Raw genomic sequence first — 26,889 nt, forward strand, 5'->3', positions numbered from 1 at the left:
CAGGGCTGACGCTGTAAGTCGACGACACTGGCCTTGGATGCCGTTCAGGGTCTTGCTGTTGCTGTTCTCGGACGTTGGTCGTCGGGCGCACGCACGGCCACATCGCGTAGCGGGGCCGCTAGCTCTAGGTTTGCGCTTCGGTTGTGGCCGACTGGCCCGTGTTCTGCAGCAGCACGTAATTGCCTAGGCTGCCCAGGAAACCTGCGCAGTGCTGAACGAGTTCATCTGTGGTGAATTCCAGTTCTCCGTCGAGTCGGCGGCGCAAGACTTCGAATAGCCCTCCCACGCCCAAGGTCGAAGCCAAATGGGCAACCCCCACGGCAGAGTCGGCGATGTCGAGGTGAAGTCTGGCTTCGCGCAAGACAAGGTCGGTGAAACCTGCCATTAGTTCGCTGCGTAGCTCTCGGAGCAGCGGCTCGGTTGCAGATTCCACGAACAGGATCCGACCCAGCCGCGGGTCGTTGTCGATCATGCCGACCAGCCTGCGGATTGGCGCGTACGCCAATACCTCCGGTGGCTCGCCGGCATCGGGGATCGCGTCGACTATCACCTCCTGGAAGGTGGCATAGAGCTGCTGGTAGACAGCCCGCAGGAGTGCGTCTCGGTCGGAGAAGTGCTGGTAGAAGTACCGTGACGTGACACCCGATTCAGCGCAGACGGCAGTCACAGTGGCGGCGGCAACGCCGCGCGTGCCGATCAACTCCGTTGCGGCCTCGATGAGACGGGTGCGCCGGTTCCGGTGACGCTCCTCGGCGGACATTCCGCTATACACCCGCGCCGAAACCACGTGGATAGCTTGCCATCTAATTCTGACAAGGCTTAGAGTCAGATTGACAGCGCGTCCTTGGCGAATGGGAGAACAACATGAGCGACGATTCGTCCACACGGCCCACCGCACGGGTCGTCCCGAAGCCCCGCCGTGTTCGATTCGATATGCCTGCTGGGACCAGTCGGCAGCACTTCGTTGATGGCGACTTGGTGATGAGCCACTTTGTGTCCACCTTGTCGGCCACGTTCCCCGAAGGCGAAGACTTCTTTATCCGGTCAGTCCGCGAGTACCGGGACCACATCAGCGACGCTGACCTCAAGGAGGCGGTCAAGGGGTTTATCGCACAAGAGGCCACCCACCGACACCAGCATCGGCTGCTCAACGATCGGCTTCAAGCAATGGGCTATCCCACCGAGGGGATCGATCGGCATGTCAAGAAGCTGGTTGGCCGACTTGAGAAGCGTTTTTCTCCCAAGATGCGCCTGGCTGTGACGGCCGCCCTCGAGCACTACACGGCGACATTCGCCGAGATCATTCTCACCAGCGACGAAGCTCAAGAACTGATCGGCGACACCGAAGTGCGGCCTATTCTGCTCTGGCACGCACTGGAAGAATGCGAGCATAAGGCCGTTGCTTTCGATGTCTACGAGACGGTCGGTGGAAGCGAACGCACCAGGGTCTGGGGGATGCGGATCGCCAGCCTCCTCTTGTTCAGCGAGTTGGTCATCCAGACCACCCGCTCTCTGGCTGGTGACCGTTCCGCCTACAACCCGGTGCGCTTGCTGCGCAGCCTTCGAGCCTTCCGTCATAACCCGCTATTCAGCCCAGCAGCAATTGCGCGCTTTCGCTCCTACACCCGCGCCGGATTTCATCCCGACGACTGGGACAGCGCAGAAATCCTCGAACGCTGGACCAAGGAACTCTTCGACGCCGATGGTGGCCAGCAAGTGCGTAGTGGCGTCTAGCTCGACCAGAGCCCGGCACAGTTCAAAGTCGGCCTTAACCGAAGAACACTTCATGGGCTCCGCTTCGCGCGCTGTGAAGTCAAGATCGGTTCTGACTACTGGCCGATCGATGGTGCTCGACCAACGTCGCGACCTACAGGAGGTTCCGGCCGAGGAACTCGGTGACGGCGCAGCCGAAGGCGTCGTTGTCGTCGCCGGCGATCATGTGTCCGGTGCCGGATACGTCGACGGTCTCGGCGTGGGGAACCAGTTGCTTGAACTCGTCGACGGTGGCTTGGGAGACCACGTCGGACAAGAGGCCCCTTACGAGAAGTGTTGGGGCATTGACCCGTCGGGCTCCGTCGATCAGCAGGTGGCTGATTGCGTCGAATTGCTCCGTTCCCGTGGTCGATTCGTCGCGGAGAAAGTCGAAGTTGGAGTGAATGAATGCCGGGTCCCACCGCCAGATCCAGCGGCCGTCGTGACGCTGCCGTAGCACCTTGCGCAGGCCGTCGACGTTGGCCGGGCGCGAGCGATGGGGGTTGTACGCGGCGATCACCTCTGCGGCGTCAGAGAGGGTGCTAAAGCCATCGGGATGTGCGGCCATGAACGTCACCACGCGACGGGCGCCCTGGAATTCAAGTCGCGGGGTGACGTCGACCAGGACGACCGCCGCCCACGACGCCCCGGATGTCAACAGATGCGTGCCGAGCACGGTCATGCCCCCAAGGGATGCACCTACGACCGCAGGGGCGGTATAGGCGCTGAAGTGCTCGCGCACGGCGAGAAGATCGGTCGCGAGTCGCTCGATGTCGTACCTGCCGGCTGGGTCCCAGTCGCTGTCGCCGTGACCGCGGGTGTCGTAGGCGACGACTGTGTATCCGCATGCGTGGAGGCGACGCGCTGAAGTGCTCCACGCGTGCCGGTTCTGGCCGCCGCCGTGCAGGAGCAGCACGACGGGACGGGCGTCATCGTGGCCGTAGCAGTCCGCAGCCAGGGCGATCCCGTCCTGGGTTCGGACCCGATGCTGCACGGCGGAGGTCATGACACCTTCCTGGCGAGATCGTCGTCCGCCCGAAGCGTGGGCCCGGCAGCAAGCGCCTTCATAGTGCGTTGCCCGCGGCGTTCACGATCGTGACCGTGCCCTGGGCTACGCAGACGGCTTTGTCGCCGTTGCTAATGTCGATGCGCGCCACTCCACTGCGCTTGCCCAGCGACACGATGTCGGTGACGGCGACACACACACCGGTGGACACGGGTCGCAGCAGGTTTAGCTTGAATTCGGTGGTGGCGACCCATGATCCGGCCGGAATGACGGGGTAGAACACGACTCCGAGACAGTGGTCGACCATCGCCGATAGACATCCGCCGTGCAGGGTGCCGAAGGGTGTGAGCAGTTCGGCACGGGTTTCCATCTCTGCCACCAGCCGACCGGCGGCGAGTTCGGTGTGCCGAAAGCTCAGAAACCTCGACAGTCCACCTGCTGTGTTCGGCGATCTGAGCAGCTGGTCGGCGATCTGCTCATCGAAGTGCGCGAATGTCACTGCCACCACCATGCCCCTTTCTCCTGTCCGGTCATGGGTCGATCACCGTTCGAGCCCGCGAATCGTTTGAGCATGTCGCCGAATGCGCCGAGGTCGCCGTGCGCGGCGGAGTGCTCGATATCGACGGCGATGAAGAACCTGGCCGCGCGGTGATGCACACGACGCGTCGTCGAGGAGGGGCACGGGCTAGACCGGTGTGGTCCAAGTGATGGGCAGCGATGTGTAGCCGCGGATCGGTCCGGACCGCAGCCGCCGCGCCGATTCAAGATCGACCTCCCAGTCGGGCACCTTGTCCAACAGAGCATCCAGAGCGATGCGGGCCTCCATCCGCGCCAGTGCCGCGCCCAGACAGAAGTGGATGCCGCGACCGAAGGCGACCTGGTGCTCACTGGTGCGCTCGATGTCGAACACGTCAGGATCGGGGAAGGCGCGCTCGTCGCGGTTGGCCGACCCGAACAGCAGCAGCACCTTCTCACCTTGACGCATGGTCGTGTCGTGCAGTGTGACGTCGCGGGTCAGGGTTCGTGAAAGTCCCTGTGCCGGTGAGTCGTAGCGCAGCAACTCCTCAACTGCCGGCCCCAATAGTGTTCGATCGGCGGCCAGGCGTCGGCGGGTCTGCCGATGCTGGGCCAGCACGACCGCGGAGTTCCCCAGCAGATTGGTGGTGGTCTCGTAGCCCGCGACGAGCAGCAGCGCGCAGAAGCCGAGGACTTCCTCGTCGGTCAGTCTGATCCCGTCGACTGTGGCGTTCGCCAACGCCGACATCATGTCCTCGCGGGGGGTTTGGCGGCGGTCGGCGAGGAAGTCGGTGAAGTAGGCGTAGATCGAGGTGGCGGCGGTCAGTGCGTCGGTGGTTTGTCCGTGGTTGACGTCGACCTGGACCAGTTGGCTCGACCACAATCGGAACTGATCACGATCGGTGGCGGGAATGCCCAGTAGATCGGCGATCACCGCGGCGGGCAGGATCGCGGCGAAGTCGGTCACGAAGTCCGCCGAACCAGAGCCCTCGTCGAGGCGCTCGAACAACTCCGCGGCCATCTGTGTGATGGCGCCCTGCAGCCCGGCCACCCGCCGGGGAGTGAACGCCCGGCTCACCAGGGCACGCAACTGGTCGTGGCGCGGAGGGTCCATCACGATCATCATCGGCAGGAACGAGCCGATGAAGTCCGATCCCGGTGGGGTGGGGAAGATGCCGTCCACCGAGGAGTACGTGCCGTGATCCAGTGCTGCGGCCTGGACGTCGGCGTGCCGGCTCAACACCCAGGTATGGGATTCCTCGGCGCGGTACACCGGAGCCGTGTCACGCAACGACCGATACGTCGGATAGGGGTCGTTGAGAATCGAGGCGTCGAACGGGTCGTAACGAATTTGCACCGAGACCACCAAGACCTCCGACCACCAAAGTAACGACGGTTTAGACTCGCAGTCTAAACCGGCCGAACGGGACAGGGGGGCAATGCGCAAGATTCCACGTCAGATCTCTGACCGGCTTCCCGCCGCGGCGGACTTGTTCGCCGAGAAGGGGCTCAACGACTCCAAGATCGAAGACGTCGCCGCGGTGACCGGTGTGCCGAAAGCGACGCTGTACTACTACTTCGCCGGTAAAGAGGACATCCTTGCTTTCCTGCTCGAAGACCTCCTCAAGGACATCTTCGATGCTGTGACCGCGATCGTGCACACCGGCGGCACCGGTGCCGAACGCCTCGAACTCGTGATCCGCGCACAACTGCGGGCAATGGCGCAGCGGCCAGCGGTATGCCGTGCACTCATCGGCGAATTGGGACGAGCGGCCCGCATGCCGGCTATCGCCGAGATGATCAATACCGCCTACCAACAACCCGTCGAAACCCTGCTCATCGAAGGGGCCCGCGACGGATCCCTCGTCGCTCAGCCCGATGCGCGATCGACGTCGATTGCGCTGTTCGGCGCGGTCACCATCAATGCACTCATGTACCTGGTCACCGATAACCACCTCGACGAGACGGTGGTCGCCAGCACCCTCAGCGCCGTCATGTTCGACGGGCTGCGCCCGCGCACAGGAGACCAGTCATGAGCACCTACGGCCTGTCGGTTCTCGGCGCGGATCTGAAGTCACTGGCCCAGACCGCCCAGGCCGCTGATGCGGCCGGGTTCGACGCCGTATGGGCCTCGGAGTTCTATTCTCGGTCCGGATCGATCTCCATGGCCGCGATGGCCAACAGCACCCAGAACTGTCGGATCGGTTCCTCCATTCTCTACGGCGTCGGCCGAAGCCCCCTGGTGCTGGCCACCGAGGCGCGCGACCTCGACGAACTCTCCAACGGACGACTGGTACTCGGCATCGGCAACGGCACCAAACGGATGATGGGCGACTGGCACGGCGTGCCCGACACCTCCGCACCCGCCCTGCGGATGGAAGAACTCGTGATGCTGCTGCGCCGGATATGGAACCTGCATGAAGGCCCGATCCATCACGAGGGCCGTTTCTACAGAATGAATCTCACCCCGACCGGCGACGTGGGACCCTCCAGCAGGCCGATCCCGATCGTCACTGCCGGTGTCCGGCCCCGGATGTGCGAGGCGGCCGGGCGGGTGGCCGACGGCCTAGCCGGACATCCGCTGTTCACAACCACCTACGTCGAAGAGGTCGTCCGGCCCGCTATCGCCAGGGGCGCCGCGCACACCGGCCGCGACCCCAATGACGTGGAAATCATTTCCATGGTGATGTGCGCCATCCACGACGACGCCGAGGTCGCCAGGCGCGAACTGGCGCAGCAGATTGCGTTCTACTCCTCGGTCAAATCCTACGAGACGGTACTCGATGTGAACGGCTTCGCCAGCGAAGGCCGAGCCATCCGGCAAGCATTCGCCCAGCGCGATTTCCCGGCGATGTTCGCCGCTGTGTCCGAGGAGATGATCGACGCCATGGGTGTCGCCGGGACGGCGCACGAGGTCCGTGAACAATTGAGACGGTACAACGGCGTCCTCGACCACATCATGCTGTATTCACCATCGGTCGGCATCACTGCCGAACGCGTGCAACAAAACCTCGACAGCATCATCCGGGAATGCTCGCCCGCCTCGATGTCGCCAGGGCGGTCCTGTCCACGTTCAACCTGATCCACGTATTGCCGCCCAAGTCGACCCGTCGCAGTGTCCGCGGCCGGATTAGTGGGTCTGCCGCGCCGACCCCGCCGATGATTGCCTGACGCTGTTGACGATGTTGGCGTCGTCGGTGTCGGGGAGGTCATGGCGGACCACGCGTACCCGTCCTTGAGGTAGACAGGCCATGTAGCCGTGGCGCATGCCATAGAGCTCCCACGCTGTCTGTTCAGCGTCGGGATCGACATCGATGCGATGTCCGCGCGAGAAGCTCAGGTGTAGCCCTCCATCGTCGCTGGACCAGGCCTGGGTGCACAGTGCGCCGGCGAGGTTCAGCAGCGGGCGTTCGTGGGTCGCGATCCTGAGGGGGTCAATACGCACCGCCTCGATGGGGTAGGTGCCGACGGCAGGAAGCGTCAATAGTAGGGGGCAGGAGATGACGATTTCGTTGTAATCATCGAAATCCAGAACCAGGCCGCCGTGCAGCGAGAGGCGTTGTACGACAAGGTTTTCGATCCATTGGGTGTACATGGCAGTCTCTTTTCGACGCATCGTTGAGCCGTATCCCCAAAGAGTACGCCAAGTATCGCTGCGATACCAGCAGTATCGTTACCGGTAGACGGCTGGCCTAGCAGCGCTGGTCACGACGCGCCTGGTGGCTCGGTCAATGCGGTCGCGGGTGTCGGCGGCTGTCGCGCGGTGGCCGCTGAAGGCCACGAGGTTGGCCAGCCAGATGTCGGAGATGATCCCAGCCACGTGCAGATCGGTAGGAGTGGGCTCGCCGCCCCTGAGCGTGCGGGCCAGCAGGATCTGGATCTCATCGGCCGCGCGGTCGAGTTCCGCGGCGGCGCGGGTATCTGCGACTGCGAAGGCCCGTGTCATGGCCGTCGTCAGCCATGGGTCGCGCTGCCAGCGGTCATGCAGATGTGCGGTGAGCCGTTCGAGCCGTTCCAGCGGTGTGCCCTCACCACTCGCCCAGTCCCCGGCCGAGTCGAGTCGACGGAACTCGCGCGTCAGCGCTGCCACCAGCAAGTGGGTTTTCGCCGGGAAATAGCGGTAAAGCGTGCCGACGGCGATGCCGACCCGCTCGGCAACTGTCCGCATCTGAACCGCCTCGTAACCACCCGCCGCGGCCACGACCAAAGCTGCATCAAGAATGGTCTCCCGGCGCCGTGCGGACGCGCGTGAACGCGACGCGTTAGCGGCTCGCTTCTCTGCAGCGACCGAGTTCGCTTCCGAAGGCGGGGTTTTCCCGTGGCTGCGCGCCTGAGGGACAGTCATGACGGCTCCGGGTCGAGGCCGCCGCGGCGCGAGAACTGCTCCAGAAGATCGCCGAAAGCGCTGACATCGCCGTGTGCGGCGAAGTGCTCAGGGCTGACGACAATGAACACTGCACTGGCGGTGAAGCGGGCGATCCCACCCTCACCCGTGCCTGTCGCCGTGACATGCAGCGCCCGCCCTTCACGAGAGACGATGTGGGCAGTAATCCGGTGGGTCTGATGCAGCGGCACCGGCCGCAAATATTCGACCGTCAGGGTGCGGGTCACCGCCGGGGTTCCGGCGATCCACAACGTGAAGCCCAGGACGTCATCACATGCCGCGGCCACTGCCCCGCCATGGGCCAGGCCCGGGGCCCCGATATGGCGCTCATCGAACGTCACATCGGTGTACACCGCGTCGCCGCTACGATGCACCACCAACCGCAGTCCGTGGGGGTTGTCCGGGCCGCAACCCATGCATGTCGTGGTGTGCGAGGGCAGCCGCTCGGGCGGCAACAGGCTTTCGGGCACCGTCACCCTCCAATACGATCGGTTTCGCTGCGCTACCGTTAGTACCACACTGCTAGACTGCCGTGACAGCATCGCGTGAAGATCGACCGCCGAGGTGAACGAGTGAGCGACAGTCAGGCAGTGCCCGTCCCTGACGACGACGTGGACCCTCGGCTCATCCGGTCACGCACCCGGCTGCTGGATGCTGCGGCAACGCTACTGAGCACCGGTGGGGTGGAAGCGGTCACTATCGATGCCGTCACCAAAGCATCCAAAGTGGCCCGAACCACGCTGTACCGCCACTTCCACAGTTCGTCGCATTTACTGGCAGCCACGTTCGAACGCCTACTTCCACAAGTGACCACTCCGGCACCGACCAGCGGACCCCTCCGTGAGCAGCTGATCGAATTGCTCAGCCGCCAAGCCGCCCTTTTCAACGACGCACCGCTGCATGTCACGACACTCGCGTGGCTCTCATTGGGGCCCACCGGCTCCAATGCCCAAGCGGAAGACCGCCACACATCCGGGGCGCTACGGACCCGAGTTGTCGATCAATATCGTCAACCATTTGACGCCGTACTCACCAGCCCAAAAGCTCAAGCCGAACTCAACGACTTCGACCAGGAACTGGCGCTTTGCCAACTCGTCGGACCACTCGCCTTCGCCCGAATGACCGGGCTTCGCACTATCACTCACAATGACTGCGCGAACATCGTCGATGACTTTCTCGCCGCCCACCGCAACACCGACAGCGACGCCATAAAATCGAACATCGCCACCAAGAAGACGGGCCGCCCGGCGCGCTCAGCTCGCTAGGCACAACGAAATCACAATGTCGAGCCGGCTGGTCTTCGGGCCCTTTTCGCCTCTCGCAAATCGCGTCGGTGATGGCATCGAAGGACCATTCGTCGCCATCATCGGCGAGGCCGTACGCTGGTTTCCGTTCCACAGCGAGGTGCGGAGACTCGCAGCAGGGTAGTGAGCTACCCGAAGTGCAGGTCACCCGCGGTTCGGCGTCTCAGACGCTTGAGGGCGCGCAACTGCTTGAACCCGTTTCTCGATTGCTTGACTTGTGGCGAGGAGGATTGACAAAGAACAACTTTGACGAGAGCAGGCGAATCGTGGCCTCGGCGGCATGGAGTGGTTACGACATCGCTGTTGCGAGTTAGCTCCGCCTTCGATGCGGCATTGATCTGCCGCGTTCGGTGACGTAATCGGTCCAGTCGCGGGCGGCGAGTTTGGCCCAGGCGGCTGCGTTCTTGGTGGTGATCGCGAGCAGTTCGGCCAGCACGGGTGCGGGCATGTCGCTGGCGAGCTGGAAGAGGGCGGCTTTGCGATGTTCGTAGGGTTTCACCCCGACCGCGACGAGCTGGGTGCGGATGTTCTCGGTGGACAGGTGGGTGCCGGGAAGTCGGCCGGGGAACAGCCAGCCCGTATGGGATGGGGTGTAGCGGCTTTCGCATTGCTGCTCCAGATGCTCGCGGATGAGGTCGTCGAGTAGGGGAGGCATTTGGATGGGGATGGCGGCGAAGACGACATGCACGGCGTGATCGTCGGAGATCGAGATTTGGCTTGATCGCAGGGCGACGATGCGCGAAAGAGGTTGGGCGAACAACAATGTGAGCAGTCCCGCGATGCGGGTTTTGCGGCGGATTGTGTCGTCGTGCAGCAGCCGCCCGACGGCGGCCCACCGCTGGGAATCCGAGACGGTTACCGAGGGAGGTGACCGTGGCGGATCGGTGACCCTCAGTGTGGTGTTGATGCGGGATTGGCGTAGCCAGACGAGGAAGGCGTACTCGGCAGTGAGCGGCCTCCGGTGGAGCGCCTGGTAGCGCTCCAGCATCTCCTGTGTCGCTGTCGCCGGAGTGGCGTCGTGGGTGTGCAGAAACGCCATGAACTGAATCGCCACGCGGACGCGACGACGGCAGGCATCGGTCATCGATCTCGTCAGCCGGTTCTCGTGGGAGGCCTTGCGCATCTGGCGCAGTACATGCCAATGCGCGAATCGGCGAACGATGGCGGCGTCTTCGGCCGGAAGCTCGGCTACAACGTCCTCGATCCAGGGCAGCATCCGTTCGACGCGGATGTCGATCGGGCCCAGAACGCCGACCGCGACCAGGAGGCTGCGCAAGTAATCGTGGGCTCGGTCCGAGGGAAGATCGCTGAAGGTGTCGTGGCTGATTTCACGCGTTCCGCAGGCCATGTCGCGAAGGAGCTGCGGGCCGGTACCGGGCTTCTTTCGCAGCCACCAGAGCACCGTCTGTGGGCGGTCGGCGTTGATCAGTTCGTCGAACACGGGCCGTAGTCGGTGATGAATCGTGCCGCTGATCGGGTCGGTGAGCAGCTCGGTGAGGCGCTCGCGTAGGAAGCAGCGGGCGCATCGGTAGAACCCGTAGGGGTGTTCTTCGCGGCCGCATTCGCTGCAGGTGAAGATCGATGCGACACCGGCGCAGGAGGCGCACACGATGGCATCGTCGAGCTGCCACGCCAGTGGCCGCACGGTCTCACACCGCGGGCATTTCTCGGGGTGATAGTGCCGTCTGCGACGGCATGCGACACAGATGCGACGCCCGTGCGTCAGTGGGGTTAGCCGGATGGTGCTTGCACACTCCCAGCAGGCCCGCTGAGTCACTGGTTGTCGTGGGGGCGGCGGATGGTGGCGCGGATGGGTCGCAGGTCGCCGATGCCGGGTCCGCTGTCGTTGACCGCGGGCGCCTCACGGACTTGTTCGGCGACGAGCTCGAGCAGGTCGTTGGGCGTGCACGACAAGATGTCGCAGAGGGCGGCGAGCAGGTCGAGATTGATGCGCTGCGGGGGCTTGGTCGCGATCCGGTGCACCATCTGTCGGGAGATCTCCACGCCACGCTCGTGCAGCGGTGCGACAAGGTCGGTGGTGGCGAACATTCCGTTCTGGGCCATCAGCTGACGCAGGTTCCACCGCAGCACGGTCCTAGTGCTCATCTCCGCCTTCACCTGTCGTCGTGGATGATCCGTAGACGCGGCGCAGCGCCGCCTGCAGTGTTTTGGTCTTGAAGTCGTCGGACACCGAGGTATAGATCGCGGTGGTCGAGGCATACGAGTGCCCCACCTGTTCGGTGACGAACCGCTCCGGATAACCGAACTCGATCAGATGGGTGACATAGGAGTGCCGCAGGCAGTGCAAGGTGAGCTCGGCAGGCAGTCCCGCTTGCACCCGTGCGACGGCGAATCGCCTATCCATGGTCTTGGTCGCCACGCGCCGTCGACGCTCGGTCAGCCAGAGCTCTTGACGGTTCCCGGGGCTGAGGAGTGGGCGGCCGTGGTCGACCCATTGGCGCAGTCCGTCGATCACCCAGTCGAACTCCGGAACGGCGAGCACGGTGCGACGCCTGGGAGAGCTGCCGCGACGTGATTTGGCGTAGCGAACGTGGACGGCGCCGAACGTGCCCCAGGCCGGCATCCGCGAGTTCGGACGCAGGTCGGCGAGATCGAGATAGCACAGCTCGCGGCGGCGTAAACCGAAGGCGTAGGCCGTCTTGATCATCTGTGCGTCGCGCAGCGCCGCGAACGCGCCTTTGTTCCTGGACCGAGCGAGAACATCGACGCGATCATCGAGGAAATCGAACAATGTTTCCAGTTCGTCGTAGGTGAACGGGCGACGCGCGGGCTTGCCCTCGTAGTCGACCAGATGCGCGGCGGTGTTGTAGTCGTGACAGACCTGCGATGGGATCCGTCCGAACCTGTTCTCGCATTGCGCGATCCAACCGTAGCGGCTATCGAGTAGGTAGTCGCAGAACATCCGCAACGACATGTGATAGCCGCGAATGGTCGACGGTGCTTTGCGTTCCGGGCCCGACATCAAAGCGGCCGTGAAGTCTTCGACATCGCCGGCAGTCCAGTCCCACGGAGGCGCCCCGGCGAACTCTGCGAACCGCCGCACCAACGCCAGCCGCGGCTCGATCGTGGCCTCAGCAGCGAGTAGCCGAGACGCCTGTTGACGACCCCACCCAGACAGCATCGCTTCGAAGACTGCGCTGGCCTCGTCCAGGTGAACCACGCCCGAGGCAAGAACCAAGTGCGCCGACCCCGGAACGCTCACAAGAGAACCTCCATCTATCGTCAACTTAGAGTTGTCAATGACAACCGCAAGTTACCACACCTGCGAGCGAAATCCGTCTACCAGGAGGAACACGAAAGTGGTTCAATGAAGCGCATCCGGCGCTGGTCCCATGCGCCAGATATACGCGTCAACTTCAGGTTGATTCGCGACCTTCGGGCCCTGAGTGCAAGAGGTGTGTGGTCTGTGGTGGGGCGACGGAAGGGGGTCATGGGGCAGGGAGCTGGGTGGGCGGTGCGCGGTGGTGAGGGACGCTGGCTGTGGGCGTGGTGAGGTGAGTGGCGGTAGACAGATGCGGTGAAGGCGAAAAAAATTGGTGAGAGGCGAATGTGGCTGCGGTGGTGGCCCGCTCGCCGGTGAACCTTCTACTGTCGGCGACCATGACAGCAGCAACGTCCAAGGTGGAAGCCCGGCGCCGGGCACGCGAAGTGACCCGACGCGCCAACGAGGAACGCGCCGCGCGGGATAAGGCGAACATCGATGACGCCGCGGACTTTCTCGTCGCGGTCGGCAAGGTCGCCGAAGTCGAAAGTTGGAAGAGGGAGCGCCTGGCCCAGCTGCGCGCGCAGGTCGACGCAGAAGCGGCCAAGCGGGTGGCTGGCCATCGGGCCAAGGCCGGCGCGGCGGTCGCACGTATGCAGGGCCGTGGTGAGACGCTGACGACCATCGCCGCACGGACCGACGTCGGAATCGGGATCGTCCGCACCATGGCACGGCATGCTCCGAAATCCGAGAAGCGGACTGCCGGGAATGGTTCGCATGCACTAGGTCTGGAGGCATTGTCCGGCCCGACCGCTCAGGGGGTTGACCCCCACGCTGACCAGCCTCCGGCGGATGCAGCCTCGGCGTGACGCACTGCGCAACGGTGCAACGAGGCCGGTGGTGCACCACGATGTGCACGGCCGGGGTGCGTGGGTCGGCGGGTGCGTGGGCCATCATGGAGGTGCGCCGTTACGCCGGTCGGCCCGCTGACGCACACGCCGGTCGCGCCCCTGGTGCTGCGAACCGGCCTGTGCGTCCGACTACACCAGGTCTGCCCAGCGCGGTGGGGAGCGCTCGACGTGGCAGGGGCTGCGCAGCGGTAAAGGGGCACCCGGGAGCAGGGTTACGGCACCGGTGGAGCGGGCCGCGGTGGCCGTGCTGAATGTCAGTGCCGGCGGATAGGTTCAACGGCCATGAGAAGCGCGGGACAGCTTGTTGTTGATCAGCGTGTGCACGCTGCCGAGATCACGCGCTTTCACAGCCATGTCGTCTGCGGCCCAACGGCTTCGGATTGCAACATCTGGACCGGCGCGATCGGCGCCGATGGCTACGGTCAGCTCTACCTGACCCGCGAGCGTTCAGGATTGTGCGTTCGCCCGCACCGCTACGCGTTGGCGATCGTGTCCGGTGTAGTGGCCGCTGGGGTGCTCGGGCTTCACGAATGCGACAACCGTGTGCGTCAAGATCTCGGCGGCAACAAAACCCCATCAGCACGTCGGTCCGGCCCGCAGGGTGACAACATTGAGCGGATGGCGCGGATGCGTCGCGGCGGCGGCCGATATGCGTTGCGACGCCTCGACGGTCGCGGTATTCGACGGGAACGGTCGGCGACGCTGCGGGAGGCGGTGCGCCATGGTGGGGACGCGGCGCTGCTCGGTGATCAGGCCACGCTGTGGTGACATACGTCAGGGCCCCCCTGGAGCCGGTGCGCGTGGGAGCGGGTGCGGCGAGCTGGATGGTCTGGCGCGCGGTGTCGCAGTGCCGAGCTGGAAGGGTGTGCGGCGGTGGTGTCGCGCGCGGGCGCTTAGCCGCGCTGCACGAGTACCGCGTCGCGCGACGTCGCACCGTGTTGGCGTCGAACAACACGAGCAGAGCAGAAACTCGGGCGGTGCGGGCCCGGCAGATGCGGTGCCGCCCGATCGTTTCGCCGTGCCGTGGCCGTTGAGATCGACGCGCGGCGTGTTGCTCAAGCGCGCAAGCTTGAAGAACTGACCGACGCGGGGGGCAGAAAGCCTGAGGTAAGCAAGAGTGGCCTTGCCGCGCTGCACGGTGCCGGCGAGGAGGTCGGGGTGCGATCGCATTGTTCTGCGCGCTGGTAGCACCTGCCGCCGTGTCCTCCTCATCGCCCTGGATCGGATGTGCCACGCCGTGCTATTCGGGGATGCTGGGCGGTTCGCTTCGAGTGGCGAGGACACAGGTCACCGGATTTCAGGGCCCTTTCCGGCCTCAGTGGATGGACCGGTTGTTTCGCAAGGCCCGGCTGGACAGTGGCTGCCTGGCCTCGTAACCTAATCGTGACCTACGTATCTAGTACGTACTTGCCCACTTCGCCGAAGGTTTTCGCTGTTGTGACTTCATCTGTGCTTGCGGTCCTGCCGCGCGCGTTGGGCAGGCGGCTCGTCTGCATTTTGGTTGCTTTCGGCGTTGTTGCTGCGCTTTTGGCAACCGATGTGCGCGCTGATCCGGCGGCTGATGCGCTTGCCGAACTGACTGAATTGTCGCGTCTGGCTGAGCAGACCACCGAGCAGATTCACACGGCGCAGATCGACCTTGACGAGAAGCTCGCAGCGCAGCAGGTTGCGGAGAAGGGGGCGGTTTCGGATCGCATGGCCGCGGATGCAGCGGCGGCCGATCTGGTGAGGTATCAGGCTGCAGTCGATAGGTTGGCCGCGGCTGCCTACATGGGTGGGCGCACGGATACCTTGGCGGCGGCGTTGACGGCGACGTCTCCTCAGGATTTGATCGATCAGCTGGCAGTCCAGAAGGCGGTTGCGTCGGAGCTGACTGTGCAGATGGCTGCGTTCCGGTCGGCCAGTGCGCGCGCCGCCGCAGCTGCAGACCAGTCGGCGAAGTCGGCAGCGCAAGCACGGATCGCGTCCGACGAGGCCGCCGCGGTGCGAACGGACCTTGATGCCAAACACCGTCGAATGCAGGAGCAGATTCGTGCCGTGCAGGCCCGCTACGAGGCTCTGACACCTGACCAGCGGGCCATCTTGGCCGATCCCGGGCCGCCGCCCCCACCGCTGCCGCCGTCCCCGTCGGCGAACGATTCAAGCATTGTGGCCATGCCGGGCCCGGCCGGCGGCGGATCCTTTGGCAGCGGAACTGCGGTCGTGCAAGCTGCCCTGACACGGGTGGGATCACCGTATTCGTGGGGCGCCACCGGCCCGGATGCGTTCGATTGCTCAGGGCTGATCAAGTGGGCGTTCCTGCAGAACGGGAAGTCGTTGCCCCGGTCCAGTCAAGCGCTCGCGCAGGGCGGGCAGCCGGTGGCTGTTTCCGATATGCAACCCGGTGACATCGTGACCTTCTACGGCGACGTTTCCCATGCGGGGATTTACATCGGTGACGGGATGATGGTTCACGCGTCCACGTTCGGAACGCCGGTGAAGGTTGCGCCGATCTCGTCGGCACCAATTCACAACGTCCGGCGGTACTAGGCCGCCGCCGCGGCGCTGCGTCAATCGGAGAAGAAGTGGCTGGTGATTTCGGTCCACTCGCGGATCTCGTCGATGGTGTGAGCGACGTGCAGCGTCGAGTCGGGGATCAGCTCAGCGAGGCGCTCGGCGGTGGAGATGGGATGCAAGGGGTCGGTGTCCCAGGCCAGCACCAACGTGGGCTGGCGGATGGAGGTCAGCCGATTGGGGTCGGGTAGATCGGAGGAGCCGACTCCGCGCAGCGCGGCGGAGACCACATCGTCGTCGACGCCGGGTTGAAACTTGCCTTGCGGGTAGTTGGCGAAGATCGGCAGTGGGGGAGCGTCGGCCCATTGTTGTCGCCACGCGGTTGGTCCAATGGAGTCGATGAGGTCAGCGGTGTCGAAGTACCACTGGCGCAGTTGATCGGGCCCTGTTTCCCAGGCGACGGGAGGGATCACCAGTGCCAGCCGCCTGAATCGGCGAGGAGCGTTGAGGGCGGCGTGCAGTGCTGCAGCGGCTCCGAGCGAGGATCCGGCGAAATCGATGGGTTCATCGAGGCCGGCCGCGTCCAGGACGCGCAGCAGATCGTTGGCTGCTTGCTCGAAGCGATAGTCCTCGGGTTCTGGGCGGCCCCGTGATGCGCCGTGTCCGCGTTGGTCGTAGGTGATTAGACGGCGGCGGTCGGCGATAGCGTCGACGTCGAAGATGCCCAGGCCGCGCACGATCTGCCGGCTCATGAGCACGCCGTGCCCATAGCCGACTGGCACCGTGTTGGGTGGGCCGCTGAGCTGGTAGGCGATGGTGGCGCCATCGGTGATGAGAAGGTGGTCATCCGGCAATGCGGCTCCTCAGATGCGTTGGTGCGGTATTCCGTGGGGTTTCGGGTGCCAGCCGTCTATTCGACAGCGGTGAGGACGTTCACCGTGGCACCGTTGTCGGTTGAGGTGTAGATGGCGGTATCAGTGGCGATGTAGACCTGACCGTTGCCCGCGGCGAGCAGGGCCTGGGGTTTGTTGTTGAGCGAGTGGCCCGGCTGCCAGGTCTGCCCGTCGTCGGCGCTGGTGTACAGCCGTCCTTCGAGGTCGGCGCCGAGCAGGGGACCGCGGTCGGGCCAGCTGATGAACAGCAGTGCCGGCGCACCGGTGACTGCGCTGAACGTCCTCGCCCCGTCGGTGCTTCGGAGCAGCCCTTGGCGTGCTGTCGCGAGGATCTCATCCGGGGCATCCGGTGATATTGCGAGGTCGACGGCGGGGACTTCTGCGCGCTGCTGCCAGGACCGCTGATCAAAACTAACCATCACGGTGCCGGATTGACTGTCGTGACCGTAGACCCGTCCGTGGCGGTACTCGAGTGCGTGGAAGTCGGCGCTACCGTGCAATGACAGAGGTTCCCAGGACTGGCCGGCGTCGCTGCTTTTGATCAGGCCGAGGTGCGGGGGCTGTTGGCGATCGGCGGGGTCCGGGTGGCCGCTGGCCAGGAATTCGTCGGGGCCGGCGACGGTGAAGCCCATGAAGTCCTGCGAGAGTTCACCGACTCGTTGGGGCGCCTGATCTTGCTCAACGGTGTAGAGGCCGTAATGAGTTGCGACGTAGAGCTTGTCGTCAGATGGGTTGATGCCGAGGCCGTGGATGTGCACCATGCCCGGCACGACGGCGGGTGGCGGGCTTTCGGGGGCGTTCGACGAACAGGCCGTGACCAGAGCCCCGGTCAGGGCGATGGCGAAAAGGTTGCGGATCAGCACACGGACACCTTCCGGTCACGAGATCTACGTAGTTCAATAGTAGGTGGGCGGTGCGTGGCTACCGCGTGAGGTGGCTGCGCCTCGGGTGCGCCGACCGGGTGAAGGACCGGGGGAGGTGTCTTCATCAAATCTTCATCGGATCGCGAACCGACCCATACTCGGCATGCTGAGGCTGGGGTCCGGCGGCGCAAGGCTTGCCGTGTGGACGCATGGTGTCACGAAGATGTTTGAGGAAGGATGTGCGATGCAGCACAAGCGTTTTGGATTCGGGTTTGCGGCGCTTGCGGCGTCGGCCCTGGTTATCAGTGGCTGTTCGAATGCAACGAACGAGTCTCAGTCATCGGCGTCGAGCACCACCTCAGCGGCAGCGTCGGCGTCGGCTTCGCCTAGTGCTGCGAGCAGTGACGCTGCGCATAACGATGCTGATGCGGCGTTCGCGCAGGGCATGATCCCTCATCATCAGCAGGCGATCGAGATGAGCGACATGCTGCTCGGCAAGCAGGGAGTTGATCCTGAAGTAGTGTCACTCGCCAACGAGATCAAGAACGCTCAGGGTCCTGAGATCGAACAGATGCAGGGCTGGCTGCGGGACTGGGGAGTGTCCTCGTCGACAACGGCCCCCAGCACTGCCGCAATGCCCGGTCATGACATGCCTGGCCATCAAATGCCCAGCGGAGACATGGGTGATATGCCGGGTATGAGCGGCGGGGGTATGGGCATGATGTCGGAAGCCGATATGGCTGCACTGCAGAATGCGCAGGGCGCTGAGGCTAGCCGACTCTTTTTGACGCAGATGATCGAGCATCACAAGGGCGCGATCATGATGGCGCAGCAGGAGGTTGACAACGGCCAGTTCCCGGCGGCAGTCGAGATGGCGCGCAACATCGTGTCTTCTCAGCAAGCGGAGATCGACACGATGCAGGGAATGTTGGACAAGTAGCGCGGAGGGGCACTCGTCAGGGACGCGCTGAGTCAGCCGTCGCAGGGTGGTGCTGGCTGCGTATCGGGGTGATGGGCAGGGCGATGGTGAATGTTGCGCCGGCGCCGGGTCCAGCACTGGCTACCGAGATGGATCCGCCGTGGGCTTCGATGAGCGCTTTGGCGATGGCGAGCCCGATACCGGCGCCGCCGTGCTCGCGGTCGCGGGCGGTGTCTGCCCGGTAGAACCGTTCGAACACTCGGGTGACGTGCTCGGCGGCGATCCCTTCTCCGGTGTCGGCGACAGCGATTTTTACCTGGTCGCCGTCACGAAGACAGTGAAGGTGTACCGACCCGCCGGGCGGTGTGTGCCGTAGCGCATTCTCCAGCAGGTTCCCCAACACTTGAGACAGTCGTTGTTCGTCGGCCCACAGCGGCGGTAGCGGTTGCGGGAGGTGTACGTGCAGTCCGACCCCCTTGGTGTCATAGCGTTCTTGTGCTGCTGCGACGCACTGGCGGGTTAGGCGGTCCACGTCGAGGGAGGCGTAGGACATAGACATCGCACTTTCCTCGGCCTTCGCCAGCGCGGCGACGTCATCGGAGAATCGCACCAGCCGACGGGTTTGGTCGCGCAGCATGGCTGCTGTCTGGGGTGTCAAGGAGCGCACGCCGTCTTCGAGTGCCTCGATGTAGGCCTCGAGTACTGCCACGGGTGTGCGGATCTCGTGCGCGAGGTCTCCGAACAGTTGCTGGCGTGTCGAATCGACGGCTTGAAGCCGGGAGGCCATTTGGTTGAATGCGGTTGCGAGGGCGTCGAAGTCATCGCCGAGGCGCGGCGGTGACACGCGGATGTCGTAGTTCCCTTCAGCGACATCGGTGGCCGCGGCGGCGACTTCGGTGATGGACCGTTGGAGGCGTCGACTGACGTAGAAGCTGACCGCGAGGGCGGCCAGTGCTGACACCGCTAGGGCGCCTCCGATGGAGATCACCGTTGCGTAGCCGTAGGCCTCTTCGGCGTGGACTTCTTCCAGGGAGTCCATCGGGACACCGGCACGGTGGAGGTGTTCGCGGAACAGCGGTGGGCCGACCACGGCAGCGACCACCGCGGTCGTCGCCGCTCCGGCCGCCAGCACGATGGCTTGGGCCGCCAGGAGTCGCAGGCCGATACCGGGACGGCCCGGCCGTCGACGCCGGCGAGGGGTCGACGTAGGTGGGGGAGTCACTGTCCGGTTCCCATCCGGTATCCGACACCTCGAACCGTGGCGATGTAGCGGGGGCGTGCGGCGTCGTCGCCGAGTTTGCGTCGCAAGTGTCCGATGTGGACGTCGACGAGGTGTTCGTTGCCGACCCAGGGTTCGTCGCGGATTATTTCGAGAAGTTGTCGGCGGCTCAGCACGATTCCTGGCCGCGCGGACAGGGCTTCGAGAATGTCGAATTCCGTGCGGGTCAACAGGATTAGTTCGTCGTCGATATGTACCTCACGGGCGGCGACGTTGATGCTCAGTCCGCCGAAGCGGCGCGGCGGGGCTGTCTCTCGTTCGGCGGGTGCGGCGGCTGTTTGCAGGATGCGGGGTCGCCGCAGCATGGCGCGGATGCGCGCGACCAGCTCGCGGGGACTGAAGGGTTTAGTGATGTAGTCGTCGGCGCCGACGGTGAGGCCGAGCACGGTATCCAGTTCGGTGTCACGGGCGGTGAGCATGACGACGTAGGCGTCGGAGAAGGTCCGCAATTGCCGGCAGACCTCGAGTCCGTCGATGCCGGGTAGGCCGAGGTCAAGGATGACGACATCGGGATCCAGGTCGCGTGCGACGGCGATTGCGTCGACACCGTTGCCGGCGACGACGGCTTCGAACTGCTCGCGTTCGAGATAGCTGGCCACCACTTCGGCCAGGGGGAGTTCGTCGTCGACGACCAGCGCGCGGTATCCCTTCGCGCTCTCAGGCGCGCCCAGGTGGTGGTGCTGCATGTCCATATGGTGCCTGCTGGTGCGCCCGTAACCAGGTATGGCTGACCGGGCGGCTCGATCTTCAGCAGATCTTCACACGACTCATACCGTTTTCCTCCTGCGGTGGGGTGAGGCTCACTGTGAGGAGGGCCTGACATGCGTTGGCTGATGGACGTGTGCCCGAACAGTCTCGGGTGGCAAGCGTGGCTGATCCTGTGTGCCGTGGTCGTGGTGCTGTGGGCGGCTGCGATCGCCGGCGCGACGGCGCTATTTAACGCCTCTCGCTGGCCGCGTCGTTCGGGGCGGCCTGACGTGCCCGAGGAGGCCGATTCGCAGGGGCCGCACCGCGGCGCACTGACCGGTCCACCTGCGCGGCATCGCGGCGACGTCAATATTCGATCAAGCGGGTGACGTAGGGCGTCATGCCGGAGGTGCGCACGGGCGAGATCTTGACGACCGACCCGGTGTAGGGGGCTTCGATCATCATGCCGTCGCCCAGATACATCGCTTCGTGCTGGCTGGCGTTGGGGCCGTAAAAGATGAGGTCACCGCGTCGCATCTGTGACGAGGGGATCTTGCGGCCTGCGTTGTATTGCGACCCGGAGTAGTGGTCGAGTTTGATGCCGACGCCGGCGAAGGCATACAGCATCAGGCCCGAACAGTCGAAACCCACGGTGTTGGCGCCCTGGTCGATGCCTCGTGACGGGCCGTTGGCGTTGCCGCCGCCCCAGGAGTAAGGCACGCCCAGTTGTGACATGGCGCGGCGAATCACGAACTCTGAGGCCTGGCGGCCGTAGAGGCGGGGGATGCGTCCGTTGGTGATGCCGGGATCTGCGGCGGCGGTGACTGGAGACAGAATGCCGAGTTTGGTGAGGAACTTGCGGCCCATGTCGGCCGTCAGCTGCGCCGAGGTCGCCATGATCTTGAGGACGGCATTGATGATGGCCACCGGGTCGCCGGCCACGTTAGCGCTGGGCACCATCGGCAGCGTGGTGTCCCACAGGCCCCCCTCGGTGGCGCCCCCCGGCGACGTGGTGCCGCGGTCCCAGGGAGCGCCGGATACCGGCACAGTGCCGGGTTGCGCCGCACTGGGCGCGGCGGCTGTCGCCGCCACCGGTCGGGCAGCTTCCAGTCGAGCTTGAGCGGAGTCGCGTTCGGTAGCGAGCCGTTCGACCTCGCGTCGCTGTGCGGTAAACGTCTGCTGGGCGTCCCGGAGTGCGGCTACCGCGTCGTCTTGCCGGCGTTGGGCGTCTGCGGCGGCGCTCTCGGCGCGCGCCCGCGCTGCCGTCGCAGCAGAAAGCTTGTTGGCCTGATCGGTCTGCCGACGCAAGAGGTCGTCGTGGACCCGCTGGAAGCTGATGGTGAGGGTCTGCTGGGTCGAGGCCCCGGCCAGGATCTCCTCGGGACTTTGTGCCAGCGGCAACGCACCCGACGGCCCGTTCATATAGGTCGACGCGGCGAAGCGGTCAAAACGGTGTTGTGCGGCCTCGATCGCGTGTTGGCTGGCGGTAAGGGCTTGGTCGCTGGCAACAACGTCGCGTCGGGCCTGCGCGAGGGTGTCGCGAGTGGCCGCGATTTCGACCAGGGCACGGTTGACGCCCTCTTGCTTGATCTGGATGTCGCTACCGACGTCGGCCATCCGCTGGTTCGCTTCGGCGACCGCCGCAACCAATGAGGGAACGTCGTCGCGGTCGGGGCTGCCGTCATGCCCGGCAACAGCGGTACCCGGGGCGCTGAGCACCAGTGCCGGCATTAATGCGAAGAGACTCAGAAAAGAAGTGAGGCGCCGCATCGAATCTCCTCAGCTGGGGTGAGCGTTGTCGAGCCGCGCATCGAAGCCGAACGGCACCCGCGGCGCTCCTACTACCGAGCTAAGTACGTAGCACGATAGTACGTAGACGGAACGTGCATCACTTTGGTATCAGGAGGAACGTCTGTCACAGTCTCAGGTCGGTTACGACTGTGCGCCACGGGCGCTAGTTTCACGCGCCGCGGCCGGTAGTGCAGATGCTGGCCCTATGCGGTCGAGGTGAGGCGTATCGCGGCTTTTCCCAGCTCGGCGGCTACATTGGGGGCTGAAGAGCTCGGGGCGCGAGGAGGCCAGCTCGTCGCGGAGAGCGGGAGAGGCGCAAATGGAACAGCGAGGATTCGGCGACCTCGAAGCGGTGGTCATGGATTGCGTGTGGGATTACGCCGAGCCTGTCACGGTGCGTGAGGTTTTCGACGAGATCTCTCAACGGCGGCAGATTGCGTACACCACCGTGATGTCGACGATGGACAACCTGTACCGCAAGCGCTGGTTGCAACGTCAGCGCGATGGGAAAGCGTACGTGTATCAGGCGTCCATGAGCCGCGAGGAGCGTTCCGCGCGTTTGATGAAGGCCGCGTTCGACGCCGGCGGGGATACAGATGCGGTGCTGGCGTTCTTTGTTGAGCAGATGAACGCCGAGCAGTCCGCTCAATTGAAGGCGGCTCTGCGCAAGGGGCGTCGGTGATGACCGCCGCGCTGTGGCTGCTCCTCTACGGCAGCGCGCTGGCCTGGTGGGCGCCACCGGTCCTGAGGCGGATGACCCGTCACGGCATCAGCCCCCATATGGGAGTGGCCGCCTGGCTGGCCACCGTCGCCGCGACGCTGACGGCGTGGCTCGTCGCGCTGATCATGGTCATCGGCGCAACGACGGACAGTATTCGTACGGGCGCGGTCGTGACGCTGTGCCTGGAGCTGTTTGGCTTCTCCGAGCACACCCCCATGGCCGGACGAATCGGTTCCGTTGTTCTCATCGCGGTAGGAACCCTGACGTCAGGGTTCGTCGTAATGCGGATCGGTCGCTGCTTGTCGCGGCTGCGGGCGCGAAGTCACGAGCACGCGCGTGCCGCGCGGATCGTCGGCCGACCCACCGACCATCCCAATGTGGTGGTCGTGGAGGCCGACCGGCCTGCTGCCTACTGCGTGGTCGGACGCCCGAACGCCATCATCGTCACCTCCGCGGCGATGAAGTCGTTGAACCGATCACAGCTCAAAGCGGTTCTGGCGCATGAAAACGCGCACATCTCAGGGCGCCACCACCACATCCTCATGGCGCTCCGCGCTTTGGGGGGCACACTGCCGCGGCTTCCGCTTTTCGCGACGGCCCCTCATCGTGTGGGTGAACTGCTGGAGATGTGCGCTGACGACACCGCCGTGCGCCGCGTCGGCACGCATCCGCTGTTGGCTGGATTATCTGCTCTGGCCGGAGAACACCCGCCTGCACGGGAAGGCCTCGCCGCGGCGGGAACAGCGGTCATCGCGCGAGCGCAGCGCCTGCTCACCCCCACACGCCGGCACGTGCGATGGCGCCACCGCATCTGCCTGGCAGCCGCGATCACCGCCATGCTCGCCACACCCGCCCTCATCCAGGTGCTCTGCCACCACTAGCGCCTCAACGCCCGCCGCACGTTCCGCAGGTGGAGCCAATGCGCGTAGGCCGCCAGCAAAGGAAACACTGCTTGGCGCGCGGGCCGATAGAGCGCAAATTATCTACGTAGTAAAACCGTAGATGATCTGCGGTACAAGCAGCGCAACGATCTGTTGTATCTCCTTCGCGGAACCTCCAAAAGGGCGTTTTCGCAAGGGCATCGGGCGAAGTCGATCGTGCGACGGAACGGCCGGATGGCTCGGCGCAACGGCGGTCGCGCTCTGATCACAACCCGGCATCGGCTAGGGGGCCGAGCCTGAATTCGCCGATCCGCTGCTACAGTCGGCAACATCGTGAAGTACTTCGACGCGAACTCTGGGCAACGCCGCCGCGCCATCGTCGCGGCGTTGATCGCGTTCTGGACCGTCATCGTCGGAGCCGAGTGGGCACTGCCCGGCGTGAATGCGGCACCTACGCACGGACCGCACACCCTGGCCGCCAGTGCGGTCGGCGCGCCGATGTCTGTCGAGCTCGACCACCCCCACCTCTCCCAACCCGACGCCGAGTGCACGCCCGACACCCTGGCCGAAGCGATCCTGCCGCGGGGAACGGTCTCCCTGATCGCGCTCGCGTTGGGCCTCGTCGTGGCTGTACTTCCGCTGCTGTGGTGCCAGGCGGCGAAGGCGCCTATCCGCGGTCCACCACGGAACGCCCGCGCCCTGCGCACCGGCCGCGACGTGCTCGCCCACCTGTGTATCGCGCGCCGCTGATCGGCTAGCGTCAGGCCCCGTCGTCTTCGACGGTGGCCGGTGACCGCTACCTGCCGTCAGTCGCCGTGCTTCGTCGCGGCCTCACAGAAGCGACATTCATCGATGAATCCTGCCCTGCCAATCCGCCATGCACGCACTTCCCACACCCGATCGGCACAGCCACAACGCGGCCGCAACGAGCGGCCGGCCACCATGGTCGGCCAGACCCCTGTCTTGAGAATCGGCGCACCGTTCACGTCAGAAGAGCGGGGCTTTTGGGCCAAACTCGAAGGCTTCAACCCGGGAGGAATGAAAGACCGACCCGCGCTACACATGGTCGAACGCGCCCGCTCCCGCGGGGCACTTACCCCCGGCGCCCGCATCGTTGAATCCACCAGCGGGACGCTGGGATTGGGTCTCGCACTAGCCGGAACGGTCTACGGGCACCCCGTCACCTTGGTCACCGACCCCGGGATGGAGCCGATCATTCAGAATATGCTCGCCGCATTCGGCGCCGACATCGAATTGGTCACTGAACCGCACCCACAGGGAGGCTGGCAGCAGGCTCGCCGTGACCGCGTGCAGAAGATCTTGGCCACCGACCCGCGCGCGTGGCATCCCGATCAATACAGCAACCCCGATAACGTCGAGGCCTACCGCGGGCTCGCGTTGGAACTGAACGAACAACTCGGCGCCGTTGATGTCCTGGTGTGCTCGGTGGGCACCGGAGGCCACTCGGCCGGCGTCGCACGCGTCCTCCGAGAATTTAACCCGCAGCTGCGGCTGATCGGCGTCGACACGGTGGGCTCGACGATCTTCGGCCAGCCCGCGGCTTCTCGGCTCATGCGAGGCCTGGGATCGAGCATCTATCCCGGCAACGTCGACTACCAAGCGTTCAACGAAGTGCATTGGGTTGCCCCCGCGGAGTCGGTGTGGGCATGCCGCACCCTGGCGGCCACCCACTACGCCAGTGGCGGCTGGAGCGTCGGTGCGGTCGCCCTAGTTGCAGGCTGGGTCGCACGCAATAGCCCTGCCGGAGCCACTGTCGCAGCGATCTTCCCGGACGGCCCGCAACGCTACTTCGACACCATCTACAACGACGACTACTGCCGCGCCCACGGCCTGCTCGACGCAGCGCCCCCGAGGCATCCCGCCACCATTGAGGACCCGATGACCCAGACAGTCACGGCGTGGACGCGATGCACCACCGTTGTCGACCCCACCGAGGTGCAGTCACGATGACCCTGCTGTCAGCCTTCCGCAGCTTTGGTTGGCCCAGCCGGATGCTGATGATCAACCAATTCGGCATCAACCTGGGCTTTTACATGCTCATGCCTTACCTGGCCGGCTACCTCGCCGGCCCGTTGGGGCTGGCCGCGTGGGCCATCGGCCTGGTGCTGGGTGTACGTAACTTCTCCCAGCAAGGCATGTTTCTCATCGGCGGCACTCTGGCAGACCGGCTGGGCTACAAACCGCTCATCGTCTGCGGATGTGTCCTCCGGACAGCAGGATTCGGCCTGCTCGTCTTCGCTGAATCGCTGCCGGCGGTTCTGATCGCCTCGGCAGCAACCGGCTTCGCCGGCGCCCTGTTCAATCCTGCGGTGCGCGCCTATCTGGCGGCCGACGCGGGCCCACGGCGCGTGGAAGCCTTCGCGGTGTTCAACGTGTTCTATCAGGCGGGCATTCTGGCCGGACCCCTTGTCGGGCTGGCCTTGATGTTCGTCGATTTCCGAATGACAGCTGCCGCCGCAGCGGTCGTGTTCGCAGCGCTGACCGTGGCCCAACTCTTAGCATTGCCCCACCGCGCCGCGGGGACACCTGATGAGAAGACATCGGTGCTGCAGGACTGGCGAACAGTAGCGGCCAACCGCTCCTTTCTGCTCTTCGCGGCGGCCATGATCGGGTCGTATGTTTTGTCATTCCAGGTCTATCTGGCATTGCCGCTTCAGGCGCGAGACCTGTTTCCGCGCAACGATTCCGTTGTCACCGCCATGATCTTCGTGGTCTCGGGTCTGGTTGCTGTCCTCGGCCAGATGCGGATCACACGATGGTTCGCCCACCGCTGGGGCGCCGGCCGCTCCCTGGTGATCGGCATGCTGATCCTCGCGGCGTCGTTTTTGCCGCTGATCGTGCTGCCCGATGACACCAGGGCAGGCAGAGTCGCCGCCGCGACCGCGCTACTCGTCGCCACGGCGGTGCTGGCGGTCGGGTCGGCGGCCGTCTTCCCGTTCGAGATGGACACCGTCGTCTCATTGGCCAACAACCGTCTCATCGGAACGCACTACGGCTTCTACAACACCATCGTCGGAGTCGGCATTCTTGTTGGCAATCTGGCCACCGGCTCGCTGATGCAGGCCGCCCGAGATCTCGGGCAACCCTGGCTGCTGTGGGTTCTGCTGTCGGCAATCGGGCTGGCCTCCGCAGCGGCCTTGTTCCGGCTGGACCGACGGGGCCGACTTCAACCCGAACAGCTGACATCCTCTGGCGCGCAAACCCCCCGCTGAACACCCGAAGACGCGAACATGCCCGACACCCCA

The 26,889-nt window shown here is 64.8% G+C and carries 29 protein-coding genes; 14 read left to right on the forward strand and 15 right to left on the reverse strand.

Features of this window, described 5'->3' with window-relative positions:
* Positions 1-124: 124 nt before the first annotated feature.
* Positions 125-760, reverse strand: coding sequence for a TetR/AcrR family transcriptional regulator (locus G6N30_RS00220; RefSeq protein ID WP_011856886.1), 636 nt, complete (start codon positions 758-760; stop codon positions 125-127).
* Positions 761-864: 104 nt separating this feature from the next.
* On the opposite strand from G6N30_RS00220, the gene G6N30_RS00225 reads away from it, so the two are divergent.
* The gene (locus tag G6N30_RS00225) at positions 865-1,734 is read left to right on the forward strand and encodes a metal-dependent hydrolase (protein ID WP_011856885.1); all 870 of its coding nucleotides are present in this window, start codon (positions 865-867) and stop codon (positions 1,732-1,734) included.
* A 133-nt stretch (positions 1,735-1,867) separates the two neighbouring features.
* On the opposite strand, the gene G6N30_RS00230 is transcribed toward G6N30_RS00225, so the two are convergent.
* The 3 genes from G6N30_RS00230 to G6N30_RS00240 form a co-directional block, all read right to left on the reverse strand.
* Positions 1,868-2,758, reverse strand: coding sequence for an alpha/beta fold hydrolase (locus G6N30_RS00230; protein ID WP_011856884.1), 891 nt, complete (start codon positions 2,756-2,758; stop codon positions 1,868-1,870).
* A 58-nt stretch (positions 2,759-2,816) separates the two neighbouring features.
* Positions 2,817-3,269: a PaaI family thioesterase gene (locus G6N30_RS00235; protein ID WP_011856883.1), complete on the reverse strand. Its 453-nt coding sequence runs from the start codon at positions 3,267-3,269 to the stop codon at positions 2,817-2,819.
* Positions 3,270-3,443: 174 nt separating this feature from the next.
* A complete protein-coding gene (locus tag G6N30_RS00240; RefSeq protein WP_011856882.1) occupies positions 3,444-4,640 on the reverse strand; it encodes a cytochrome P450 in 1,197 nt (398 codons plus the stop codon).
* A gap of 73 nt (positions 4,641-4,713) precedes the next feature.
* On the opposite strand from G6N30_RS00240, the gene G6N30_RS00245 reads away from it, so the two are divergent.
* Both G6N30_RS00245 and G6N30_RS00250 read left to right on the forward strand, forming a co-directional pair.
* Positions 4,714-5,310: a TetR/AcrR family transcriptional regulator gene (locus tag G6N30_RS00245; protein WP_011856881.1), complete on the forward strand. Its 597-nt coding sequence runs from the start codon at positions 4,714-4,716 to the stop codon at positions 5,308-5,310.
* Entirely contained in the window at positions 5,307-6,356 is a 1,050-nt protein-coding gene (locus G6N30_RS00250) for an LLM class flavin-dependent oxidoreductase (protein ID WP_011856880.1), read from the forward strand. Before G6N30_RS00245 ends, G6N30_RS00250 begins: the two co-directional genes overlap by 4 nt.
* A gap of 48 nt (positions 6,357-6,404) precedes the next feature.
* On the opposite strand, the gene G6N30_RS00255 is transcribed toward G6N30_RS00250, so the two are convergent.
* The 3 genes from G6N30_RS00255 to G6N30_RS00265 all read right to left on the reverse strand — a co-directional run bounded on the left by G6N30_RS00255 (position 6,405) and on the right by G6N30_RS00265 (position 8,128).
* Positions 6,405-6,869, reverse strand: coding sequence for a DUF6188 family protein (locus G6N30_RS00255; RefSeq protein WP_024449209.1), 465 nt, complete (start codon positions 6,867-6,869; stop codon positions 6,405-6,407).
* Between the two features lie 78 nt (positions 6,870-6,947).
* On the reverse strand, positions 6,948-7,619 hold the full coding sequence (locus tag G6N30_RS00260; RefSeq protein ID WP_011856878.1) for a TetR family transcriptional regulator: 672 nt from the start codon (positions 7,617-7,619) through the stop codon (positions 6,948-6,950).
* Positions 7,616-8,128, reverse strand: a complete 513-nt coding sequence (locus tag G6N30_RS00265; protein WP_011856877.1) for a PaaI family thioesterase — start codon at positions 8,126-8,128, stop codon at positions 7,616-7,618. Before G6N30_RS00265 ends, G6N30_RS00260 begins: the two co-directional genes overlap by 4 nt.
* A 102-nt stretch (positions 8,129-8,230) precedes the next feature.
* Here G6N30_RS00265 and G6N30_RS00270 point away from each other — a divergent pair, with 102 nt between their 5' ends.
* Complete coding sequence (locus G6N30_RS00270; protein ID WP_011856876.1) at positions 8,231-8,923, forward strand: TetR/AcrR family transcriptional regulator; 693 nt, start codon at positions 8,231-8,233, stop codon at positions 8,921-8,923.
* 349 nt (positions 8,924-9,272) lie between these two features.
* On the opposite strand, the gene G6N30_RS00275 is transcribed toward G6N30_RS00270, so the two are convergent.
* The 3 genes from G6N30_RS00275 to G6N30_RS00285 all read right to left on the reverse strand — a co-directional run bounded on the left by G6N30_RS00275 (position 9,273) and on the right by G6N30_RS00285 (position 12,185).
* Positions 9,273-10,607: a hypothetical protein gene (locus G6N30_RS00275; protein ID WP_011856875.1), complete on the reverse strand. Its 1,335-nt coding sequence runs from the start codon at positions 10,605-10,607 to the stop codon at positions 9,273-9,275.
* A 128-nt stretch (positions 10,608-10,735) separates the two neighbouring features.
* Entirely contained in the window at positions 10,736-11,068 is a 333-nt protein-coding gene (locus G6N30_RS00280) for a helix-turn-helix domain-containing protein (protein WP_024449211.1), read from the reverse strand.
* Positions 11,058-12,185 carry a tyrosine-type recombinase/integrase gene (locus G6N30_RS00285; RefSeq protein WP_046363131.1) on the reverse strand — a complete coding sequence of 376 codons (1,128 nt, stop codon included), beginning with the start codon at positions 12,183-12,185 and terminating at the stop codon, positions 11,058-11,060. Before G6N30_RS00285 ends, G6N30_RS00280 begins: the two co-directional genes overlap by 11 nt.
* 398 nt (positions 12,186-12,583) lie before the next feature.
* Here G6N30_RS00285 and G6N30_RS00290 point away from each other — a divergent pair, with 398 nt between their 5' ends.
* From G6N30_RS00290 to ripC, 3 genes are all read left to right on the forward strand, one after another.
* The gene (locus G6N30_RS00290; RefSeq protein ID WP_059090347.1) at positions 12,584-13,054 is read left to right on the forward strand and encodes a hypothetical protein; all 471 of its coding nucleotides are present in this window, start codon (positions 12,584-12,586) and stop codon (positions 13,052-13,054) included.
* 324 nt (positions 13,055-13,378) lie between these two features.
* Positions 13,379-13,864, forward strand: coding sequence for a hypothetical protein (locus G6N30_RS00295; RefSeq protein WP_231743417.1), 486 nt, complete (start codon positions 13,379-13,381; stop codon positions 13,862-13,864).
* Between the two features lie 669 nt (positions 13,865-14,533).
* A complete protein-coding gene (gene ripC, locus G6N30_RS00300; RefSeq protein WP_134057451.1) occupies positions 14,534-15,625 on the forward strand; it encodes a peptidoglycan hydrolase RipC in 1,092 nt (363 codons plus the stop codon).
* Between the two features lie 20 nt (positions 15,626-15,645).
* Here the strand turns inward: ripC and G6N30_RS00305 are convergent, their stop codons facing one another.
* Positions 15,646-16,443: an alpha/beta fold hydrolase gene (locus G6N30_RS00305; RefSeq protein ID WP_059090328.1), complete on the reverse strand. Its 798-nt coding sequence runs from the start codon at positions 16,441-16,443 to the stop codon at positions 15,646-15,648.
* 56 nt (positions 16,444-16,499) lie between these two features.
* On the reverse strand, positions 16,500-17,345 hold the full coding sequence (locus G6N30_RS00310; protein WP_059090329.1) for a F510_1955 family glycosylhydrolase: 846 nt from the start codon (positions 17,343-17,345) through the stop codon (positions 16,500-16,502).
* A 244-nt stretch (positions 17,346-17,589) separates the two neighbouring features.
* On the opposite strand from G6N30_RS00310, the gene G6N30_RS00315 reads away from it, so the two are divergent.
* Entirely contained in the window at positions 17,590-18,285 is a 696-nt protein-coding gene (locus tag G6N30_RS00315; protein ID WP_059090349.1) for a DUF305 domain-containing protein, read from the forward strand.
* A gap of 16 nt (positions 18,286-18,301) precedes the next feature.
* Here the strand turns inward: G6N30_RS00315 and G6N30_RS00320 are convergent, their stop codons facing one another.
* Both G6N30_RS00320 and G6N30_RS00325 read right to left on the reverse strand, forming a co-directional pair.
* On the reverse strand, positions 18,302-19,486 hold the full coding sequence (locus G6N30_RS00320) for a sensor histidine kinase (RefSeq protein ID WP_059090330.1): 1,185 nt from the start codon (positions 19,484-19,486) through the stop codon (positions 18,302-18,304).
* Entirely contained in the window at positions 19,483-20,229 is a 747-nt protein-coding gene (locus tag G6N30_RS00325; RefSeq protein ID WP_059090331.1) for a response regulator, read from the reverse strand. The genes G6N30_RS00320 and G6N30_RS00325 overlap by 4 nt, the downstream gene beginning before the upstream one ends.
* A 135-nt stretch (positions 20,230-20,364) precedes the next feature.
* Between G6N30_RS00325 and G6N30_RS00330 the strand changes: the two genes are divergently transcribed.
* A complete protein-coding gene (locus G6N30_RS00330) occupies positions 20,365-20,619 on the forward strand; it encodes a hypothetical protein (RefSeq protein ID WP_234880203.1) in 255 nt (84 codons plus the stop codon).
* Here the strand turns inward: G6N30_RS00330 and ripA are convergent.
* Positions 20,597-22,000: an NlpC/P60 family peptidoglycan endopeptidase RipA gene (gene ripA, locus G6N30_RS00335; RefSeq protein ID WP_073683293.1), complete on the reverse strand. Its 1,404-nt coding sequence runs from the start codon at positions 21,998-22,000 to the stop codon at positions 20,597-20,599. The two genes, G6N30_RS00330 and ripA, sit on opposite strands and share 23 nt — an antisense overlap.
* Before the next feature lie 340 nt (positions 22,001-22,340).
* Between ripA and G6N30_RS00340 the strand changes: the two genes are divergently transcribed.
* From G6N30_RS00340 to G6N30_RS00360, 5 genes are all read left to right on the forward strand, one after another.
* Entirely contained in the window at positions 22,341-22,703 is a 363-nt protein-coding gene (locus G6N30_RS00340; protein WP_024444607.1) for a BlaI/MecI/CopY family transcriptional regulator, read from the forward strand.
* The gene (locus G6N30_RS00345) at positions 22,703-23,623 is read left to right on the forward strand and encodes a M56 family metallopeptidase (RefSeq protein ID WP_073683292.1); all 921 of its coding nucleotides are present in this window, start codon (positions 22,703-22,705) and stop codon (positions 23,621-23,623) included. The genes G6N30_RS00340 and G6N30_RS00345 overlap by 1 nt, the downstream gene beginning before the upstream one ends.
* A 333-nt stretch (positions 23,624-23,956) precedes the next feature.
* A complete protein-coding gene (gene lpqS, locus G6N30_RS00350) occupies positions 23,957-24,373 on the forward strand; it encodes a putative copper homeostasis (lipo)protein LpqS (RefSeq protein ID WP_073683291.1) in 417 nt (138 codons plus the stop codon).
* Positions 24,374-24,475: 102 nt separating this feature from the next.
* Entirely contained in the window at positions 24,476-25,594 is a 1,119-nt protein-coding gene (locus G6N30_RS00355) for a PLP-dependent cysteine synthase family protein (RefSeq protein ID WP_073683290.1), read from the forward strand.
* Positions 25,591-26,856: an MDR family MFS transporter gene (locus G6N30_RS00360; RefSeq protein ID WP_011856854.1), complete on the forward strand. Its 1,266-nt coding sequence runs from the start codon at positions 25,591-25,593 to the stop codon at positions 26,854-26,856. Before G6N30_RS00355 ends, G6N30_RS00360 begins: the two co-directional genes overlap by 4 nt.
* Positions 26,857-26,889: the final 33 nt, after the last annotated feature.

It is taken from the genome of Mycolicibacterium litorale (genome assembly GCF_010731695.1).
GTDB lineage: Bacteria > Actinomycetota > Actinomycetes > Mycobacteriales > Mycobacteriaceae > Mycobacterium > Mycobacterium litorale.

Excerpts from the sequence above, each read along its gene's own strand:
- G6N30_RS00235 (WP_011856883.1), bottom strand. The coding sequence starts at position 3,269 with ATGGTGGTGGCAGTGACATTCGCGCACTTCGATGAGCAGATCGCCGAC.
- ripA (WP_073683293.1), bottom strand. The coding sequence starts at position 22,000 with ATGCGGCGCCTCACTTCTTTTCTGAGTCTCTTCGCATTAATGCCGGCA.
- G6N30_RS00245 (WP_011856881.1), top strand. The coding sequence starts at position 4,714 with ATGCGCAAGATTCCACGTCAGATCTCTGACCGGCTTCCCGCCGCGGCG.
- G6N30_RS00315 (WP_059090349.1), top strand. The coding sequence starts at position 17,590 with ATGCAGCACAAGCGTTTTGGATTCGGGTTTGCGGCGCTTGCGGCGTCG.
- G6N30_RS00250 (WP_011856880.1), top strand. The coding sequence starts at position 5,307 with ATGAGCACCTACGGCCTGTCGGTTCTCGGCGCGGATCTGAAGTCACTG.
- G6N30_RS00255 (WP_024449209.1), bottom strand. The coding sequence starts at position 6,869 with ATGTACACCCAATGGATCGAAAACCTTGTCGTACAACGCCTCTCGCTG.
- G6N30_RS00340 (WP_024444607.1), top strand. The coding sequence starts at position 22,341 with ATGGAACAGCGAGGATTCGGCGACCTCGAAGCGGTGGTCATGGATTGC.
- G6N30_RS00325 (WP_059090331.1), bottom strand. The coding sequence starts at position 20,229 with ATGCAGCACCACCACCTGGGCGCGCCTGAGAGCGCGAAGGGATACCGC.
- G6N30_RS00345 (WP_073683292.1), top strand. The coding sequence starts at position 22,703 with ATGACCGCCGCGCTGTGGCTGCTCCTCTACGGCAGCGCGCTGGCCTGG.
- G6N30_RS00280 (WP_024449211.1), bottom strand. The coding sequence starts at position 11,068 with ATGAGCACTAGGACCGTGCTGCGGTGGAACCTGCGTCAGCTGATGGCC.
- G6N30_RS00260 (WP_011856878.1), bottom strand. The coding sequence starts at position 7,619 with ATGACTGTCCCTCAGGCGCGCAGCCACGGGAAAACCCCGCCTTCGGAA.
- G6N30_RS00225 (WP_011856885.1), top strand. The coding sequence starts at position 865 with ATGAGCGACGATTCGTCCACACGGCCCACCGCACGGGTCGTCCCGAAG.
- G6N30_RS00360 (WP_011856854.1), top strand. The coding sequence starts at position 25,591 with ATGACCCTGCTGTCAGCCTTCCGCAGCTTTGGTTGGCCCAGCCGGATG.
- G6N30_RS00330 (WP_234880203.1), top strand. The coding sequence starts at position 20,365 with ATGCGTTGGCTGATGGACGTGTGCCCGAACAGTCTCGGGTGGCAAGCG.
- G6N30_RS00295 (WP_231743417.1), top strand. The coding sequence starts at position 13,379 with ATGAGAAGCGCGGGACAGCTTGTTGTTGATCAGCGTGTGCACGCTGCC.
- G6N30_RS00230 (WP_011856884.1), bottom strand. The coding sequence starts at position 2,758 with ATGACCTCCGCCGTGCAGCATCGGGTCCGAACCCAGGACGGGATCGCC.
- G6N30_RS00220 (WP_011856886.1), bottom strand. The coding sequence starts at position 760 with ATGTCCGCCGAGGAGCGTCACCGGAACCGGCGCACCCGTCTCATCGAG.
- G6N30_RS00290 (WP_059090347.1), top strand. The coding sequence starts at position 12,584 with ATGACAGCAGCAACGTCCAAGGTGGAAGCCCGGCGCCGGGCACGCGAA.
- G6N30_RS00355 (WP_073683290.1), top strand. The coding sequence starts at position 24,476 with ATGAATCCTGCCCTGCCAATCCGCCATGCACGCACTTCCCACACCCGA.